Annotated in this window: 13 protein-coding genes, 1 tRNA gene and 3 rRNA genes; 3 read left to right on the top strand and 14 right to left on the bottom strand. The window is 37.3% G+C overall.

The features are described 5' to 3' along the window. Positions 1-7: 7 nt before the first annotated feature. From APRE_RS00365 to APRE_RS00340, 6 genes are all read right to left on the bottom strand, one after another. A complete protein-coding gene (locus APRE_RS00365) occupies positions 8-460 on the bottom strand; it encodes an RpiB/LacA/LacB family sugar-phosphate isomerase (RefSeq protein WP_012803542.1) in 453 nt (150 codons plus the stop codon). Between the two features lie 171 nt (positions 461-631). Next, entirely contained in the window at positions 632-1,348 is a 717-nt protein-coding gene (locus APRE_RS00360; RefSeq protein ID WP_012803541.1) for a hypothetical protein, read from the bottom strand. Between the two features lie 45 nt (positions 1,349-1,393). Further along, positions 1,394-1,469 (bottom strand) — tRNA-Gln (locus APRE_RS00355). A gap of 564 nt (positions 1,470-2,033) precedes the next feature. Further along, a 5S ribosomal RNA gene (gene rrf / locus APRE_RS00350) occupies positions 2,034-2,150 on the bottom strand. A gap of 32 nt (positions 2,151-2,182) precedes the next feature. After that, positions 2,183-5,238: ribosomal RNA gene (locus APRE_RS00345) — 23S ribosomal RNA — on the bottom strand. Between the two features lie 136 nt (positions 5,239-5,374). Further along, positions 5,375-6,901, bottom strand: a 16S ribosomal RNA gene (locus tag APRE_RS00340). The 16S, 23S and 5S rRNA genes sit together here, the layout of an rRNA operon. Before the next feature lie 570 nt (positions 6,902-7,471). On the opposite strand from APRE_RS00340, the gene APRE_RS09850 reads away from it, so the two are divergent. Next, positions 7,472-8,143, top strand: a complete 672-nt coding sequence (locus APRE_RS09850) for a BCCT family transporter (RefSeq protein WP_245941884.1) — start codon at positions 7,472-7,474, stop codon at positions 8,141-8,143. Then, complete coding sequence (locus tag APRE_RS09845; RefSeq protein WP_338025059.1) at positions 8,140-9,033, top strand: BCCT family transporter; 894 nt, start codon at positions 8,140-8,142, stop codon at positions 9,031-9,033. Before APRE_RS09850 ends, APRE_RS09845 begins: the two co-directional genes overlap by 4 nt. Positions 9,034-9,059: 26 nt before the next feature. Here the strand turns inward: APRE_RS09845 and APRE_RS00330 are convergent, their stop codons facing one another. Further along, a complete protein-coding gene (locus tag APRE_RS00330) occupies positions 9,060-9,941 on the bottom strand; it encodes a radical SAM protein (protein WP_012803540.1) in 882 nt (293 codons plus the stop codon). A gap of 77 nt (positions 9,942-10,018) precedes the next feature. Between APRE_RS00330 and APRE_RS00325 the strand changes: the two genes are divergently transcribed. After that, positions 10,019-10,567 carry a hemerythrin domain-containing protein gene (locus tag APRE_RS00325; protein WP_012803539.1) on the top strand — a complete coding sequence of 183 codons (549 nt, stop codon included), beginning with the start codon at positions 10,019-10,021 and terminating at the stop codon, positions 10,565-10,567. A gap of 49 nt (positions 10,568-10,616) precedes the next feature. Here APRE_RS00325 and APRE_RS00320 read toward each other — a convergent pair whose 3' ends face one another. The 7 genes from APRE_RS00320 to pepF form a co-directional block, all read right to left on the bottom strand. Continuing rightward, the gene (locus APRE_RS00320; RefSeq protein ID WP_012803538.1) at positions 10,617-11,759 is read right to left on the bottom strand and encodes an ABC transporter ATP-binding protein; all 1,143 of its coding nucleotides are present in this window, start codon (positions 11,757-11,759) and stop codon (positions 10,617-10,619) included. 2 nt (positions 11,760-11,761) lie between these two features. Then, the gene (locus APRE_RS00315; RefSeq protein WP_012803537.1) at positions 11,762-12,637 is read right to left on the bottom strand and encodes a carbohydrate ABC transporter permease; all 876 of its coding nucleotides are present in this window, start codon (positions 12,635-12,637) and stop codon (positions 11,762-11,764) included. Further along, entirely contained in the window at positions 12,624-13,274 is a 651-nt protein-coding gene (locus tag APRE_RS00310) for a carbohydrate ABC transporter permease (protein ID WP_245941881.1), read from the bottom strand. The genes APRE_RS00315 and APRE_RS00310 overlap by 14 nt, the downstream gene beginning before the upstream one ends. 206 nt (positions 13,275-13,480) lie before the next feature. Continuing rightward, positions 13,481-14,869: an ABC transporter substrate-binding protein gene (locus tag APRE_RS00305; RefSeq protein ID WP_012803535.1), complete on the bottom strand. Its 1,389-nt coding sequence runs from the start codon at positions 14,867-14,869 to the stop codon at positions 13,481-13,483. 90 nt (positions 14,870-14,959) lie between these two features. After that, the gene (locus tag APRE_RS00300; protein ID WP_012803534.1) at positions 14,960-15,682 is read right to left on the bottom strand and encodes a glycerophosphodiester phosphodiesterase; all 723 of its coding nucleotides are present in this window, start codon (positions 15,680-15,682) and stop codon (positions 14,960-14,962) included. Positions 15,683-15,787: 105 nt separating this feature from the next. Then, positions 15,788-17,425, bottom strand: a complete 1,638-nt coding sequence (locus APRE_RS00295) for an ABC1 kinase family protein (RefSeq protein WP_012803533.1) — start codon at positions 17,423-17,425, stop codon at positions 15,788-15,790. Between the two features lie 109 nt (positions 17,426-17,534). Next, positions 17,535-19,313: an oligoendopeptidase F gene (gene pepF / locus APRE_RS00290; protein ID WP_012803532.1), complete on the bottom strand. Its 1,779-nt coding sequence runs from the start codon at positions 19,311-19,313 to the stop codon at positions 17,535-17,537. Between the last annotated feature and the right edge of the window lie 4 nt (positions 19,314-19,317).

The raw sequence follows: 19,317 nt of genomic DNA, 5'->3' as shown, positions 1-19,317 counted from the left end.
ATACCTCCTACATCATCTTGTTGAGCATGTCGATTCTTATTTGGTGACGGCCTCCGTCATATCCATGGCTTAGGAAGTTTCTTAGACATGATTTGGCTAAGTCTTCTCCTACTATTCCTGAACCCATAACAAGAATTCTTGCTCCGTTGTGTCTTTTGGTCATTAGGGAACTTCTTTCATCAGATACTTCTGCAGCTACCATTCCCTTGTGTTTTGAGCAAGCCATATAGGATCCTGCTCCGTATCTGTCGAGAACTATCCCTACACTTGCATCATCATTTCCTGTTGTTAAGATTCCGTCCACCTCTAAAAGCTTTTCACAAACTGCATTAGAGCTGTCCACGAAATCAAAACCATCTTCTGTCAAATCTTCATAAGCGATAGATTTGTTTTCTAACTCTTCGATCAAGGCATCCTTGAGTTTTAAGGCATCCTTGTCGGAAGAAATATAGACTTTCATAAAACCTCCTCTGTTTGTTTTTGTTATTTATTTATTCTTTTTGTTTGCTTATTTTTATATTACATTAGATCCAAACATTTGTCAAGCGTTTGCAAAAAATATTTTTCTAATATTTTCAAAATAAAAATACCCTTAGTTAAGATATATACTTAACTAAGGGTATTTTGAGTCTTAGATTTTATTAGCACAAATACAAACATTCATATCAAAGCCAGCCCTTATTGCTGTATTTATAGACGCAGTATGAGAAAATTGAGTCGTGTATATCGGGCTTACATGTGAGTTTTCAGCTTTAATTTGAATAGCTAAACTTCTTACCATAGAAGATGAAAGTCCTTTATATTTATCATCAAAATAAAACTTCTCTATTCCTATACTCCGCAAATATTTCCCTATTGTAGATGCTCCGCAAAGAGCAATTAGTTTATTTCCATCATAGAAAGATATGCCAATTCTATCGTCATCATCAAAAGCAAAGGGCATATTACTTATACCTTTGTATTTAATAATGTCATTTTTATCAATCCTATCGAAGGTGAATTTTCTAGCTTTCACATATCTTTCAGAGAAAGTCATTAGAGGGAAGAAATTATCTATTTTTAGCTTATGGTTAGTTAATATACTTTCCAGCTTTTTTATATTGTGGAATTCTGTAAACCACTGGCCAGGATATTTCATGTATTCTTTCTTTAAAGCTCCTATTAGTTTATAATCGTTAGATCTAAGGAAAATCCTATTATCGAAAATAATAATCATCAATAAAGATTTGTTGTAAAATAGGAATCTATCATCAGGATTATTTACTACAAATATATTTCTTCCACGATCAAATTCTTCTTCGCTTATTGAAAAATCATTTAAAATCTGTCTTTTAAAATTGATATCCATAATTTCTCCTAAATAAAAAAGAGCTACAGCATAAACTGTAGCATTTGGCTGGAATGACAGGACTCGAACCTGTGATCTCCAGAGTCAGAATCTGGTGCCTTACCGACTTGGCTACATTCCAAAATATAACTTACAAGTTATAAGATACCTTTTATTATTGATTTGTCTATAGCTAATTCAAAAAATTTATCATCATATGTAGTTTAGCTAATACAAATGCTTTCTAAAATTATCTAAGTGATTAAGGGACAGGTATTTTAATACTTACGTGTTCCGGTTCCCTGTTTTTTATTTTCTTATACAAAAAAAAGACTCAGTCTTTTAACCAAGTCTTGTTTGTTTGGCGATTTCCACTGAAACTCATTTGTTTCACAAACTCCTTAGCTACTACCGTAGCTACGTTTCAGGCTTAAATCACCATTTAGGCGATTTAAGAGTCTCCCGGGAAGCTTGTCCTAAAGAAAGCGGACGGCTACTTCCGAGTACCATCGGCGTTATGAGGCTTAACTTCTGTATTCGGTATACATAAACATGCTTTAACTAGCATGTTTATTCCGAAAACAAAGTACGATAGTGCGTAATAGTTTGCGAAGCAAACGGGTTTTCGTGACAGGTGTTAACTTTTCCATAAATTATACATTTTTAAACACAATAAAAGACTCAGTCCTTTGACCAAGTCTTGTTTGTTTGGCGATTTCCTAGTCTCCCGGGAGGTTTCCCTCCGAGTACCATCGGCGTTATGAGGCTTAACTTCTGTGTTCGGTATGGGAACAGGTGTATCCCTCATGCCATCATCACCATATTTTTGAACCTTCTAAATAGCAATAAATATTTCCAGTCAAGATGTAAAGTTTAGTATCCATTAGCTTAATACATTACTGCACTTACACCTTGGACCTATCAAAGGTATTTTCTTTACCTACTCTGAGAAATCTTATCTTGAGGCCTGCTTCGTACTTAGATGCTTTCAGTACTTATCAATTCCACACGTAGCTACCCAGCTATGCTCCTGGCGGAACAACTGGTACACCAGCGGTGTGTCCATCCCGGTCCTCTCGTACTAGGGACAGATCCTCTCAAATTTCTTACGCCCACGCTGGATAGGGACCGAACTGTCTCACGACGTTCTGAACCCAGCTCGCGTGCCTCTTTAATGGGCGAACAGCCCAACCCTTGGGACCTACTTCAGCCCCAGGATGAGACGAGCCGACATCGAGGTGCCAAACCTCCCCGTCGATGTGGACTCTTGGGGGAGATAAGCCTGTTATCCCCGGGGTAGCTTTTATCCGTTGAGCGATGGCCCTTCCATGCGGTGCCACCGGATCACTAAGTCCGTATTTCTACTCTGCGCAACTTGTAGGTTTTGCAGTTAAGCTCGCTTCTGCCTTTGTACTCTACGAATGGTTTCCGTCCATTCTGAGCGAACCTTTGAACGCCTCCGTTACTTTTTGGGAGGCGACCGCCCCAGTCAAACTGCCCAACTGACAATGTCCGATGCCCTGATTCAAGGGTCATCGTTAGAACTTTAATATTAGAGGGTTGGTATCCCAAGGGTGACTCCACATACACTGGCGTGCGTGTTTCAAAGTCTCCCAACTATCCTGTACGTCTAATCTCAAAGTCCAATATCAGCCTACAGTAAAGCTCCACGGGGTCTTTCCGTCCTAGCGTGGGTAAGTCGCATCTTCACGACTACTACAATTTCACCGGATCCTTTGTTGAGACAGTGCCCAAATCGTTACACCTTTCGTGCGGGTCGGAACTTACCCGACAAGGAATTTCGCTACCTTAGGACCGTTATAGTTACGGCCGCCGTTTACTGGGGCTTAAGTTCTAGCCTTCGCTTATGCTAAGCCTTCCCCTTAACCTTCCAGCACCGGGCAGGTGTCAGCTCCTATACTTCATCTTTCGATTTTGCAGAAACTTGTGTTTTTGGTAAACAGTCGCTTGGGCCTGGTTTCTGTGGCCAGATCGCTCTGGCTCCCCTTCTCCCGAAGTTACGGGGACATTTTGCCGAGTTCCTTAACAAAGGTTCTTCCGCGCGTCTTGGTATTCTCTACCTCCCTACCTGTGTCGGTTTTGGTACGGGCGCTTTGGTCTTGATAGTGACTTTTCTTGGCAATTTGAAATCAGCTACTTCTCTACTTGTGTTTTCGATACCTATCAAAGCTTAGCCTTGTGTCATGCGGATTTGCCTACATGACAGCCTCACTTTTTAGACTAGCATCCATCAGCTAGCTTAGCTTATCCTCTTGCGTCATCACTTCTCTATAGCGACTTTAAGCGGTACAGGAATTTAAACCTGTTATCCATCGGCTACGCCTTTCGGCCTCGCCTTAGGTCCCGACTTACCCTGAGGGGACGAGCCTTGCTCAGGAATCCTTAGGGTTTCGACGGGGATGATTCTCACATCCCTTCTCGCTACTCATGCCAGCATTCTCTCTTGTATGCGCTCCACACGTGCTTTCGCTTATGCTTCTTCGCCCATACAATGCTCCTCTACCACTGATAGAGAAATTAAAATTGCTGGTAAATACTTTGACGTTTTTAACCAGTTGCATATTTCTTTATGCGATTGTTTGGTGATTTCGTAGTTTACAACTTACCTTTTACTTGTTTTGCGTAATTAGTTTATTGATAACTCGTTTTATCTTGATTGTTTTTTTAATATTTCCGTCTAAGTTTTACCTTTTCTCTTTTGTTTGAGTTGATAGCAATTTTAAATTCTCTATCAATCCGAAGCTTCGGTACTGGATTTTAGCCCCGTTCATTTTCGGCGCAAACCCACTTGACCAGTGAGCTATTACGCATTCTTTAAATGCATGGCTGCTTCTAAGCCAACGTCCTGGTTGTCTTAGTAGGTTCACATCCTTTTCCACTTAATCCAGATTTTGGGACCTTAGCTGTCGGTCTGGGCTGTTTCCCTTTCGACTTAGAAGCTTATCCCCCTAAGTCTGACTCCTTGATCTGATTTTTTGGCATTCGGAGTTTGATAGGTTTTGGTACGGTAAGCCGCCCTAGACCATTCAGTGCTCTACCTCCTTAAATCTTAATCAAAGGCTAGCCCTAAAGCTATTTCGAGGAGAACCAGCTATATCCGAGTTCGTTTGGTTTTTCGCCCCTATCCACAGTTCATCCGATACGTTTTAAACCGTACCCGGTTCGAGCCTCCAGTGAATTTTACTTCACCTTCACTCTGACCATGGATAGATCACCCGGTTTCGGGTCTATCGCATCTAACTATTCGCCCTATTAAGACTCGCTTTCGCTTTGGCTTCATCTCTTAAAGATTTAACCTTGCTATATACGATAACTCGCTGGCCCATTCTACAAAAGGTACGAGATCACTCTTTAGAGCTCTCTCTGCTTGTAGGCACTAGGTTTCAGGTTCTGTTTCACTCCCCTTTCGGGGTTCTTTTCACCTTTCCCTCACGGTACTTGTTCGCTATCGGTCACATGTTAGTATTTAGCCTTAGGGGATGGTCCCCCTATCTTCACAACGGATTCCTCGTGTCCGGTGCTACTTTCCTCCCTGGTTTATTTAGTTTTCGTCTACAAGACTTTCACTTTCTTTGGTTCATCTTCCCAGATGATTCGACTAACTAGATATTCCTCAATGGATTAGGCTCTTTTCTTTTCGCTCGCCGCTACTTGGAAAATCGAGTTTTCTTTCTTTTCCTCCTGTTACTTAGATGTTTCAGTTCACAGGGTCTTGCTTTACTAAGCTATGTATTCACTTAGTAATGACTGTGTCTTCCACAGCCGGGTTTCCCCATTCGGAGACCTAGGGGTCAGTGCTTTTTGTGAGCTCTCCCTAGTTTTCGTTCACTTACGTCCTTCATCGCCTTCATGTGCCAAGGCATCCACCTTGCGCCCTTTCTTTCTTGACTGGAAATATTTTTTGCTATTTAGTTTTGTTGGTTCTATTTTGAACTATTATACAGAATCCAAAGTTACTTTGAGATTTTATTTCTAAGAGATAAAAATCTCACGTGAGAAGCTGACGTATCAGCTTCTCATCCTTAGAAAGGAGGTGATCCAGCCGCACCTTCCGATACGGCTACCTTGTTACGACTTCACCCCAGTTACTGACCCTACCTTCGACTGCTGCGCCCTAAAAGGTTCGCTCACAGGCTTCGGGTATTGCCAACTTCCATGGTGTGACGGGCGGTGTGTACAAGACCCGGGAACGCATTCACCGCAGCATTCTGATCTGCGATTACTAGCAACTCCAACTTCATGCACTCGAGTTGCAGAGTGCAATCCGAACTGGGACAAGCTTTTTGAGTTTTGCTTAACTTCGCAGTCTCGCTTCCCTCTGTACCTGCCATTGTAGCACGTGTGTAGCCCAAGTCATAAAGGGCATGATGATTTGACGTCATCCCCACCTTCCTCCGGTTTGTCACCGGCAGTATTGCTAGAGTCCCCAACTTAATGATGGTAACTAACAATAGGGGTTGCGCTCGTTATGGGACTTAACCCAACATCTCACGACACGAGCTGACGACAACCATGCACCACCTGTATTACAGTTCGCCGAAGCGATAAGAGTCTATCTCTAGACCCCGCCGTAATATGTCAAGACTTGGTAAGGTTCTTCGCGTTGCGTCGAATTAAACCACATGCTCCGCTGCTTGTGCGGGTCCCCGTCAATTCCTTTGAGTTTCACACTTGCGTGCGTACTCCCCAGGCGGAGTGTTTATTGCGTTAGCTGCGGCACCCAGATTATTCCAGACACCTAACACTCATCGTTTACGGCGTGGACTACCAGGGTATCTAATCCTGTTTGCTACCCACGCTTTCGTACCTCAGCGTCAGTTTATGGCCAGAAAGTCGCCTTCGCCACCGGTATTCCTCCTAATATCTGCGCATTTCACCGCTACACTAGGAATTCCACTTTCCCTTCCATACCTCAAGATGAGCAGTTTTAAAAGCTTACTATAGTTGAGCTATAGGATTTCACTTCTAACTTGCTTATCCGCCTACGTACCCTTTACGCCCAATGATTCCGGACAACGCTCGGACCTTACGTATTACCGCGGCTGCTGGCACGTAATTAGCCGGTCCTTATTCGTATGGTACTGTCATTTTCTTCCCATACAAAAGATTTTTACAACCCGAAGGCCTTCTAAATCACGCGGCGTCGCTGCATCAGGGTTTCCCCCATTGTGCAAAATTCCCCACTGCTGCCTCCCGTAGGAGTCTGGGCCGTGTCTCAGTCCCAATGTGGCCGTACACTCTCTCAAGCCGGCTACTGATCGTTGCCTTGGTAGGCTGTTACCCCACCAACTAGCTAATCAGACGCGAGTCCATCTTACACCGATAAATCTTTGATGATAACTTCATGCGAAGCTATCATATCATAGGGTATTATTCGTCGTTTCCAACGGCTATCCCCTTGTGCAAGGCAGGTTACTCACGCGTTACTCACCCGTCCGCCACTAATCCACTTAAGGTCACTCCGAAGAGATCATTTAAGCTTCATCGTTCGACTTGCATGTGTTATGCACGCCGCCAGCGTTTATCCTGAGCCAGGATCAAACTCTCATAAATAATATGAGCCGTTTTTATTCTGGCTTATTCATTTACATCTGACTTATATCAAATGCGTGATTTAAATTTTGTCCTTATCTCTTATATATAAGGATAAGAATCATTGTACTCAAAGTATTAACTTTGGTTGTTGTTATTGTATTCTATATAATTTATGATTATCATCTTGCGACGTTAATCTCGGTTCAATGTCGCTTGTATCTTGCGACTCTTATATAATACTGCATAAGTTTTTGTTTGTCAAATTATTTTATCATTTTTTAATGATTTTTTTAATTTTCCAAAGCTTCAAGCTCATGCGGTATGAAATAAGTATACACCCTCAAGAGTAATTTGTCAAATATTTTTTCTTTTAATATTTTCCGCTCGCTCTTGGAACGTGCCTTATTATAATACTATGGATTTTTCTTCTTGTCAAATAATTTCTTTTTTTATTTTTCTTTCTATATATATGCTATATTTGTTTCTATCTTTTCCTTTAAGTTAACATAAATGTTTGACTTAGATTAGAAATACAATATTATAGTCTAGTAAAAATAATGAGATTATTTATATATGAAAGGAGTTTAAATGAAAAAGAAATCATCTTACATAAAAAATAATAAAGTTTTTGTTTTATCTCTAGGATTTTTAGTAGTCCTTGTAGCTATGGGTATTCTTATTCCACATCCTTTTGGGGAAGTAACTAAGAATCTAACTACGAATATCACAAAGGACTTTGGTTGGTTCTACCTTTTACTTGTTACAGGTATTTTATTTTATTTGTTATATCTATGCCGTAGTCCTATCGGTCAAATTAAATTGGGTAATCCTAATTCCAAACCAGAACATTCCACTACTTCTTGGATAGCCATGATGTTTTCAGCTGGTATGGGTATAGGTCTTGTTTTTTATGGGGCGGCGGAACCTCTTAGTCACTATGCTATAAACCCACCCCTAGCCGATCCATCCTCTAGGAAAGCTTTGGTAGATTCTTTCCAATACACATTCTTCCATTGGGGTATACACGCTTGGGGTGTTTATGCCATAGTAGGTCTTGCTCTCGCTTATTTTGGTTTTAGAAAGCAAGAGAGATATCTCTTATCAGAAACATTCAAGCCTTTATTAGATAATACTGATGGCTTTATAGGTAAGACAATCGATATAATTACTATTGTTGCAACTGTTATAGGTGTTGCTACTACTCTAGGTTTTGGAGCAAGTCAAATTAACGGGGGGGACTTTCTTATCTATTTGGCATAGCAAATAATTTCAAGGTCCAGACTATAATTATATTAATCACAACCCTTCTATTTATCCTAAGCGCCATGTCAGGTTTGGGTAAGGGAGTAAAGATTTTATCAAATCTAAATTTGATTCTTGCTATAGGTCTACTGGCTATTGCCATAGTAGTAGGTCCATCTGTTAGAATTTTTGATAACTTAACTGATTCTCTAGGAAATTATCTACAAAATTTCTTAGCTATGAGTTTTAGATCATCTTCCTTCTATCCTGAAAAGCGTGGGTGGATTAATTCTTGGACTATTTTCTATTGGGCTTGGTGGATATCCTGGTCTCCTTTCGTTGGAGTTTTTATAGCTAGGATATCAAAGGGAAGAACTATTAGAGAATTTATTGCGGTTGTCTTGCTAGTTCCAACTATTTTGAGTATCCTTTGGTTTACAAGTTTCGGCACCCTATCAACTAGTGTCCAAGCTAATGGTTTCGACTTGACTGGATTTGCTACTGAAGAAGTGCTTTTCGCAACATTTTCCCATTATAGTTTAGGCAAAGTCATGTCCATAGTCGCCTTGGTTTTGATTGTTTCGTTTTTCATCACATCAGCCGACTCTGCAACATTTGTTTTGGCTATGTTATCTGAAAAAGGAAAACTCAACCCATCCAATAAGAAGAAAATAGTTTGGGGAGCTCTGCTTGCCCTTATAGCTATATCACTTCTATTTTCTGGCGGTCTTAGTGCCCTAGAAAATACCCTAATCATTGTAGCCTTACCTTTTTCTCTAGTAATAATTTTTATGATGGTTTCCCTACTCATAGAATTAAAACACGAGAAAAACAAAATGGGGCTTTCAATTACTCCAGATAGACTTCCAAAAACAGATCAACCTTTCAAATCCTATAGTGAAGACTAAAAAATCGCCTCCGGGGCGATTTTTCTTTACCTAGCTTGCCTCTCATTTGTTGAGTTCAATATCTCAGGGCTTAGGTTTTCTAGGGCATAATTTAGTTTTTCCAATATTTTATCCTTGTTTTTAAATCTATGGCTTATATTTATAAGATTTACCATATGTCCTGATGAGAAAAGAGTTTCGTCAGGATAATCTAGATTTTCTACTAGAACTATTTGTTCTTTTATAATTTCTCCAAGACTTGCTTCCTCAAAGTCTCCTTTTTCCCTCATTTTATAAAGCTCAGATCCATATTGGACTGATGTTGTCATAGGAAAGACAGATTTGGCCGGGTAGATATTTAGAAATTTTGCCGTAGCTTTGGCATTTATTTCTGAATTGCCACGTCCCGCAACTCCCATCATAAGGATGGCATGATAGCTTAGTCCTGCTTCTTTTATTTTACCTAGAGACTCCTTGTATTCTTCTAAGTTACAACCCTTGTTTATCTTAAGTAGGGCAGGCTCGTAAGCCGTTTCCACTCCTATATACAATTCATCAAAGCCCAATTTCTTTAACTCTTTAAGTTCTGCTACTGTTTTGTTCTTCATATTATAAAATGACGCATATGAAGTTATAGTTTTGATATTTGGTAAATATTTATGGATCAATTCCCCTATTTCCTTTAGTTTTTCAAAAGATAGGGCAAATGGATCTCCATTTAAGAGATAGATTCTTTCAAGATTTGGATAGTAAAAGGCTAGCTCTTCCAAGTCACTTATTATATTTTCCTTGGGAGCAAGAGAAAAGGGAGTCCTCTGATACATAGTGCAAAATACGCACTTGTTGTGAGAGCATCCTCTAGTTACTTCAAGCAGAGGTGTCCTTGCCTCAAGGGGCGGTCTATATATTTCGTTTCCTGTGTAATGCATATTTCCTCCTAATTAAACTATACAAGAATGCTAGTGGTTTTCATAAAATCTCTAGTATAATAAACAGAGGTGATAATATGAAAGCAATAGAATATTTAGTAAAAGAACACGATCAGATAACAAAGTTTTTGGATAGGTTAGAGGAAGAATGCCTTTCTATTCTTAAGGATAAAACTATAGATGAAGAATTCTTCAGGGCAAGCATCTCCTTTATTAGAGAGTTCGCAGATGGAATCCATCACAAGAAGGAAGAAGATATCCTTTTTAAATATATGCTAGAAGAGCTAGGAGTTTTAGGAGAAAAAGTTATAAAAAACGGTATGCTAGTCGAGCATCAACTTGCTAGATCCTATGTATTTAAGCTTGAAAACTCACTAAATTCTTATAAGAGAACAAAAGATGATAGAGATATCCTCCAAATTATCGCAAACTCTATGGCCTATGTAAATCTTTTAAGAGAGCATATAGATAAGGAGAATTCTACGGTATATACTTTCGCAGAAGATAGATTAAAAGATGATATCAAAGAAAAAATCGAGAAAGAAAGTGATAATAGACTAAAGGAAGACGAGCTATCCTATCAAAGGAAGGAAGAACTTCTTAACATTATTTTCAAAAATTTATAATCGTAATTTAAAGACATACTTAGCCTAAAACGACTAGGTATGTCCTTTTTTATGCATCTATAACTTCTTGTAATTTTATAGGATCTACGTTTTTTTCAGGAAATGAAATACAAATTTCAGTTTCTATATCAAAAATATAGGTGTTTTCCTCATTTATACTTATAGGAATTTCTTTATCTACTAATATAGGATCTTTAGAATCAAAACGCATCACTATTGTTTCTCCCCTATCGGTTCTAGTATAACCATAGGTATCTGATCCCATGTATTCGACATTCGAAAACTTAACTTTTATATCAGATTCCTTATCATAGTTAAATTCTTCCGTCCTGATTCCTATTAGGATTTTTCCCTCTTCTACTCCCTTTTCTAGAAGATCCTTCGTTTTAAAGTCAGGCAATTTAATCTTCCTGGAAAAAAGTTCTACACAAAGCGAAGATCCTTCTTTTGTTAAATTGCTTTCGATTATGTTCATCTTAGGAGAACCAATAAATTCTGCAATAAATCTATTTCTTGGCCTATAGTATAGGTTTAAAGGTGTATCAAATTGGACAAGTTCTCCTTGATTTAAAACCGCAATCCTATCTCCCATTGTCATAGCTTCTATCTGATCGTGAGTTACGTAAATAAATGTGGTATCTAACTCCTTATGAAGCCTTACTATTTCAGATCTCATCTCCACCCTTAGCTTGGCATCAAGATTTGATAAAGGCTCATCTAATAGAAAAACCTTAGGATTTCTAACCATTGCCCTTCCCAAGGCGACTCTTTGTCTTTGTCCTCCAGATAATTGTGCTGGTTTTCTATCTAGGAGAGATTCTAGTTGCAATATTTTTGCAATTTTTTCAACCTTTTGATCTATATTCTCTTTCTTTTCTTTTTGCATCTTTAAGGCAAAGCCCATATTTTCTCTGATACTCATATGAGGATATAGGGCGTAAGATTGAAATACCATAGCTATGTCCCTATCTTTGGGGTTTATATCATTCATCCTAGCTTCATCTATATACAAATCTCCCCTGCTTATTGGTTCAAGCCCCGCAATCATCCTAAGTGTTGTAGACTTACCACAGCCAGAGGGGCCAACTAGGACTACAAACTCCTTATCTTTTATATCAAGATTTATATTCTTTGCTCCTTCGAAGCCATTGTCATATATTTTCCAAATATCTTCTAATTTTACTTTTGCCATAATTACCCCTTTACTGCTCCTGTAGTTAGTCCCTTTACCATATTCTTTTGGGCGAACATAAATATTATTAGCGATGGTATCATACAAACTACAACCCCTGCTATCATCAAAAGCATCGATTGTGAATCTGCTGAATTTAGCATAGATATACCAATTTGCACCGTCCTATATCTATCAGATCCAGTTATAAGAAGTGGCCACATATACATATTCCATGCTCCCAAGAAAGATTGTACAGCCAAGGCCCCTATTGTAGGTTTTGAAAGAGGGATCAGAATTCTAAATATAAATCCCAAATCACTTGCTCCGTCTATCTTACTTGCCTCATAAATTTCCATAGGAAAAGACTTAAAAGCTTGTCTAAAGAGAAAAATTCCCATAGCGCTAGTTAGATAAGGTGCAACTAATCCAAAAAACGAATCTGTAAAACCCCATCCAGAAATCATCAAGAAGTTTGAAATTATGGTAGTTTCTCCAGGAATCATAGTTGTCGCCATTATTATCGCAAATAGAATTCCCTTTTTCTTAAAATTTAGAAAGTGAAGGGCAAAAGCAGATAAAATAGCAGTTACCATTTGAAAGAAAGTTATGATTACAGATACTATAAGTGAATTTATTATGTAACCTTCTATTGGGGCTATCTTAAATACATCCTTATAGTTATTTAGAGTTGGATGTGCTGTAAAAAAAGTCTTATCGTACAATTCATGACTAGGCTTTACACTCATAACGAATGCATAGATTATAGGAAATAGTACAAAAAAAACTACTACAATATTTAAAATTAATCTTAGTATATCAGTTTTTTTAAGACTTCTTTTTATAGATTTTTCTCTTTGCTTAGCATTAATCTCTTTTATATTCCTACTTACTTGCATTATTATCTCCATTTGATCTAAAGGCTATAATTGTAAGAATCATAACTATAAAAAATAAAACTACTGATTCAGCAGAAGCATAGCCATACCTATAGTTCATAAAGGCATTTTTATAAACATCATGCACTATTACATTAGTCGCCTCTCCTGGTCCACCCTGAGTAAGAAGTTTTATTTGTCCGAATGATTGAAAGGCATTAATTATATTAGTAACTACAACAAAAAACATTATAGGTCTTACTGAAGGAAGGGTAACATGCTTAAACTGATTCCAACCATTTGCTCCATCAATTGAAGCTGCTTCATACAAGCTGTCATCTATTCCAGCTAGTCCCGATGAAAAATACAAAAAATTCATACCTGAGTTTAGCCAAGCTGTAAGAATACCTACACTTACAAGGGCCCAATTAGGGTCAGCCAGCCAGTTAACATTTGTTTTTAAAATCACATTTAAGATTCCTACAGATTGGTTAAGCATTACTTTAAATACTAAAGCCATACCTGATGAAGCTATAGCTATAGGAAGAGAATAAGCAGCTGAGAATAATCTGATAGCTGGAAAGTTTACTCTACATAATAGTGCTGTAGAAAATCCTATAAGAACACCTATAATTACAACTATAACAACATAAATCATAGTTACTTTTAGACTGTTCCAAAAAGATGGGGAAGATAGAAGATCCGAATAATTTTTAAATCCAATAAAAAGAGTGTTGGCCCCCATATTATCCGTTGTGTACAGACTACGAATAATAGTCTGTACGAAAGGATAAAATACAAATATTGCTAATAGAGCTAATGCTGGAAGCATGTAAAGATAAGCTTTATTATTATATTTATTCATTATTTGTTAACCTGGTTGTATGATTCTAAGGCAGCATCTATTTCTTCTGCCATCTTTTTGCTTGCATCTTCTGGACTTATATTTCCATTTAGGACATCTTCGATGTGCTTTTCCATAATTTGTCGAGATTCTTGATACACTGTTGCAAGTGCCCCTTGATCTTCTGGTTTTGAATCATGTAATTGATCGATTGCAGTCTCAAATTGTGGAGATTTCTTAATTAGGTCTTTGAATTCTTGTGTATCGAGTACTCCCTTATTTACTGGGAAATATCCTGTATTTGCATTCCAATATGTTTGAGATTCGACACTTACTAAGAACTTAATGAAGTCCCATGTTCCTGCCATTTTTTCCTCATCGCCTGAATTTATAGCATATAAAGATGCACCTCCGATTGAAACTCCGTTTTTATCAGAATCTTTTACAGATGGGAAATATGCAGTACCAACTTCGAATCTATCTCCTACTTCTGATAATATTTGTGTAAGAGAAGCAGTTGATGCAAATGTCATAGCACTTGTTCCTGAATTAAATTCTGCAGTTCCACCTTGCTTGCCAACATTAGGTGCTATCCCTTCATCAGCTAGATCTTTCCATGCCTTAAGTATATTAGTAACACCACCATTTTCATCGAATACCGATTTTGTAGGATTAGCTTTTCTACCATTTTCATTATCAAATAAATCAAGTCCTTGTTTATTCATGAATTGATCAATCCACCAACCATATACACTAAATGAAATTGGCATATCTGTAACACCAGCTTCCTTAAGTTTTTGACCTACAAGCTTCATCTCTTCTAAAGACTTTGGAACTTCCACTCCAGCTTCTTCAAACATATCCTTGTTGTAATAAAGAAGAGGTGTTGAAGAGTTAAATGGCATAGAGTTTAATTTTCCATCTACTGTATAATAAGCGAGAAGATTATCTTCTAATTGACTTGTGTCATAATTTTCTTCATCAATAAAATCTTGCATAGGTTTGATAAGACCTGAGTCAATCATATATCTTGTTCCTAATTCAAAAACTTGAACCAAATCAGCGCCGACATCCTTACCTGAAGCAGATGATCTAAGTTTTGTAAGAGCATCGTCGTATTCTCCTTGGAATTCTGCCTTCACATAATATTTATCTTGTGACTTATTATATTCAGCAACTAGATGGTCTATAGCGTCGTTTAGATTACCACCCATTGAGTGCCAAAATACTATAGTTGTCTTGCCATCTGAACTAGTGGCATCATTGCTACTGTTTGATTCAGAGCTTTCACTATTTTTACTATCTTTTCCTGTATCAATTGCTTTAGAATCCTCATTACGTCCTGCACATGCAGTTAAAGTAACAAACATCAAGACTAACATTAGTCTGCTAGCGATTTTTTTAAACATAATTCCTCCATTTATTTTGTTTCCTTTAGAATTATAAAGGAAATATATCAAATTTTTTTATTAAATTTGTAATGTCTATGTAAAATAAATCTATTTTTTATTAAATATTAACTCATTAACTCTATCAGGAAAATCTGTTATAAGGCCTGTCGGATTATAATCTAGACATTTACTGAAGTCGTAGTCTGCTTTGCCAAACCAAATGTTTAATCCTATATTATTTTCCAAGAATTTCTCTGCTATTTCCTTGTTAATAGTGAAATTTAAGGGATGGAAATATTCCATTCCTATGTTTTTTACGTATTCCCATGGTTTATACAGTCTTGATGATTCTAGGACTCCACATTTTATTTCCCTATCTATTTCTTTCATCCTGATCAAAGAATTGTGGTTAAAAGATGAAATTATTATTTTATCCTTCATACCATATTCATTTATAAGATCATAAACTTTTTTCTCTATTCCCTCATATGTTATAATGGATGTCTTAAGTTCAATGTTTGTAATGATATCTTTGTCTTTAGTAAAGTCTAAGTATTCTCTTAAAGTTGGTATTGTCTGAACCTCACAATATGGATATCCCTTTGAAGCATTTAACTTTTTAAGTTCATATAAAGTTTTATCTTTTACTAAACCCTTTCCATCTGTAGTCCTTTCTAAAGTTTCATCATGAATTATTACAAGTTCACCGTCTTTTGTAAGGTGAACATCAAATTCTATTCCATCCGCTCCCGTTTCGACTGCTTTTTCATAGGCGAGCATTGTATTTTCGGGATATGCTCCCTTAAATCCCCTATGGGCTATATTTAACATTTTTCCTCCTTAGTTTTATACTATAGACTATAGTAAAGGATTTTTGTAAAGAATAAATTAAGTCCTAGTAAATTTCATAAAAACAGACCCCCGAAGGGGCCTGGATTATTTTCCATTTTTCAGTAAGCTTTTCAGTAGGCAAAGAGAAAAAATCAAGCTTATTGTTAAAATCAATATTATTAGGAATCTTATATCCTTATTGTTTAACCCGATTAGAGCAAGGCTTAATATAGAAGATGATATGATTAGGCAAATACCTATAAAAACTACGGCATTAACCTTTCTTTTTTCAATTTTCTCAAAAAGTTGGAGATCCTTATCACTTCTTTTTTGCTCTATAGCGAAATCTCCTCTTTCCAATTGTCTAAGGATGTTGAGTGAAGCTTTTGGGAGTTCTTTTATAAGGCTTGCTGAATTGTAAGTATTTTTAAGTATTTTGTTTGAGACTATGTCTGGGCTTAAGAGTTTAAGGGCCATTGGTCTTGCTAGGGGGATGGCTAGGGCTATGAAGGATTCCTCTGGGACTAGCTTTTCTATAAGCCCTTCTACAGTAAGGATTGTTTTTCCGAAATTAGTAAGCTCTGATGGGATTTTGATTGAAAAATCTACCAAGAGCCTATAAAAGTCCTCTATAAGTTCTACGAGTTTTAGCTGGCTAATATTCATAGCCATGTATTTATCCAAAAGTTTTTGGATTCTTCTTTCAAAAATCGGTATCTTCTTGCTATCAAAGGCCAAAAGTCCCATACCTATGATGGCATCTGTCACAAGACTTACTTCATTGAGACTTGCTCCTAGAAATATTTTGATTATCTGATACCTATAGTTTTCCGAAAGAGTAGATACAATACCAAAATCAATTAGATATAGATTATAATCCGAATCTACAAAGATATTTCCTGGGTGGGGATCTGCGTGGAAAAAGCCATAGGAAAACATCTGATTGGTGTAGGCCTTGATAATCTTTTTGGCAAGAGACTTTCTTGTATCTGGGTCTTTATCGTAACTTGATCTAATGCTTTTGCCATTTATGTATTCTATAGTTAGGACCGACTTCCCACAATAATTTTCGTAGACAGCTGGAGATGATAGGTCGGTCGATCTCTTGTTATCTTCCCTGTATTTTAAGATATTTTCCTTTTCATTTTTGAAATCAATCTCTTTTCTTAAAGTTTTACCAAATTCTTCTAGGACTTCTCCTAAGTCGAAGGATTCGATAAAGTTAAGTTTATTCTGATATTTCCTGTATAAGTCCCTTATAATAGTGAGATCTTCACTTACCCTTTTTTCTATATCTTTTCTTCTAACCTTGACTACGACCTTTTTGACCGAATCATCAAACCTGATATAAGCAAGGTGGGTTTGGGCAATAGATCCTGTCGCAAGAACCTTCCTATCAAATTCTACAAATATATCTTCAATATCCCTAGCAAATTCTTCTTCTATAGTTTCTTTTATATAGGAGAAGTCCTCTTCCTTTACATCATCCTGGAGCTTTTCTAGCTCGTTTATTATATTGTCTGAGAATATATCTCTCCTGGTAGATAAAATTTGGCCGAATTTAATAAAGACTGGCCCCAAGTCTTCAAAGAGGGTGACAAGATTTTGGCCTAGGCGAATCTCTCTTTCTTTATCTTCCTTTCTATTATTTCTATCCTTAGCAAAGACCAGCCTCATATCTCTAATAAGCTCTGGATTCATAAATTTCTTTACTATTTCATATTTTCTCTTCCTATAAGTCATAAGATACTCTTTTCTATTTATTAACAGCTACACTTATATTTATATTTACCCAAATTAAAGCTTAAATAAAAAAGGCTACAGCATAGCCATAGCCCCATAACTTATATTTTTATAATATTGCTTCTCTTAAATCTTTTAGAGCATCTCTTGCTACATCCATAGCCTTTTGCATGGCATCCTTGCCTGTCATATCGACTCCCGCTTTCTTTAGGACTTCTAGTGGATATTCGCTCTCTCCTGCCTTTAGGTAGTCTAGATAAGCCGCTCTATCCTCATCTGTTCCATGAAGGATTTTTTGACTTAGGGCAACAGCACTCATAAATCCTGTCGCATATTGGAAGACGTAGTAGAACATGTAGAAGTGTGGGATTCTCGCCCATTCTGCAGATATAAATTCATCTACTTCTATATCTTTTCCGAAAAGATCTTCGTTTAATTCTTTGTATATTCCGTGAAGCCTTTCTGCCGGAATTGGCTCACCTGCTTCTACCAATTTGTTTACCTTATGCTCGAATTCTGCAAACATAGTTTGTCTAAAGACTGTTGATTTGAATTGGTTTACAAAGTAGTTTAGTAGATAAGCTGTTTCTTCTTCAGACTTGGAATTTTTGAGCATATAGTCTAGGAGAAGAAGCTCGTTGGTAGTTGATGCAATCTCTGCCAAGAATATTGAATAAGAACCGTATTGGTATTCTTGATTGCTCCTTGTGTAGTAGGAATGCATGGAGTGACCTAACTCGTGAATTACTGTAAATACATCATCTATTGTATTTGTGTAGTTGAGTAAGATGAATGGTTGGGTATCGTAAGAGCCTGATGAGTAAGCTCCGCCCCTCTTGCCCTTGTTTGGACAAACGTCGAACCATCCAGTTTCAAATCCCTTCTTTGCTACCTCTACGTATTCCTCGCCGAGTGGTTTGATAGCTTCGAGGACGATTTCTTTAGCTTCATCGAATTCGATTTTCCTATCATAATCTTTTACAAGCGGCATGTAAATATCATGGAATCCTAAGTCATCTACTCCGAGGAATTCTTTCCTAAGTGTGGTGTAATCCCTGTGTATATCGACATTGTCGTGGACTACCTCTAATAGGTTGTCGTAGATTTCTTCTGGTAAGTTATTAGCAAACAAGCTCATTTCTCTAGCTGATGAGAATCCTCTAAGCTTAGCTTCTGTGTTGTGAGCTGAGAAGTCTCCATCTAGAGTGCTTGCTAGGGTGTTTGAGAATTGTCTATAGGTCTTGTAATATTCCTCATATACTTTTCGTCTAAAGTCCCTATCCTTATCTTGTTGTAAGTTTACGAAGTTCGCATCAGTAATTTCTATCTCTTCTCCGTCTTTTTCTACGCTTGGAAAGGACATGTCAGCATTTGAGAAAATCATGTAGGTCGCACTTGGATTTTGGGCAGTCTTACCAAAGCTTGCTATTATTTGCTCACTTTTTTCATCCAAGGTGTGGTCTTTGTATCTAGCAATATCTTCAAAGTAGTGAGAAAGATGTGCTATTTCAGGATCTTTTAGGTATTCCTTAATCTTTTCTTGATCTGTTGCCAAAAGCTCTGGTCTTACGAAAGATAGGGCTTCGGTTAGGGCAACGTATGTGTTGGTAGCAACTTGATCCATCTCTTGGTATTTGGTAACCCTAGTATCTTCATCGCTTTTTAATGATGCGTAGACACAAGCTTTCTCTAATTTTCTAGAAAACTCTTCATCTAATTTGATAAATTCTTTGAAATTATCTAGGCTAGCTGTGATTTTTCCCTTAAATCCCACGAGCTTATCAGCTAATTTCTTGATATTTTCTATATCTTCGTAGAAGTCTTCGTCTTTGGCATAAATCGAAGTAGTATCCCATTTTAATCTTTGATCTATATCTTTTCTTTCCATTTTT

It is taken from the genome of Anaerococcus prevotii DSM 20548 (genome assembly GCF_000024105.1).
GTDB lineage: Bacteria > Bacillota > Clostridia > Tissierellales > Peptoniphilaceae > Anaerococcus > Anaerococcus prevotii.
The sequence above is the reverse complement of the archived record's forward strand: the minus strand, read 5'-3'. Positions and strand labels throughout refer to the sequence as shown.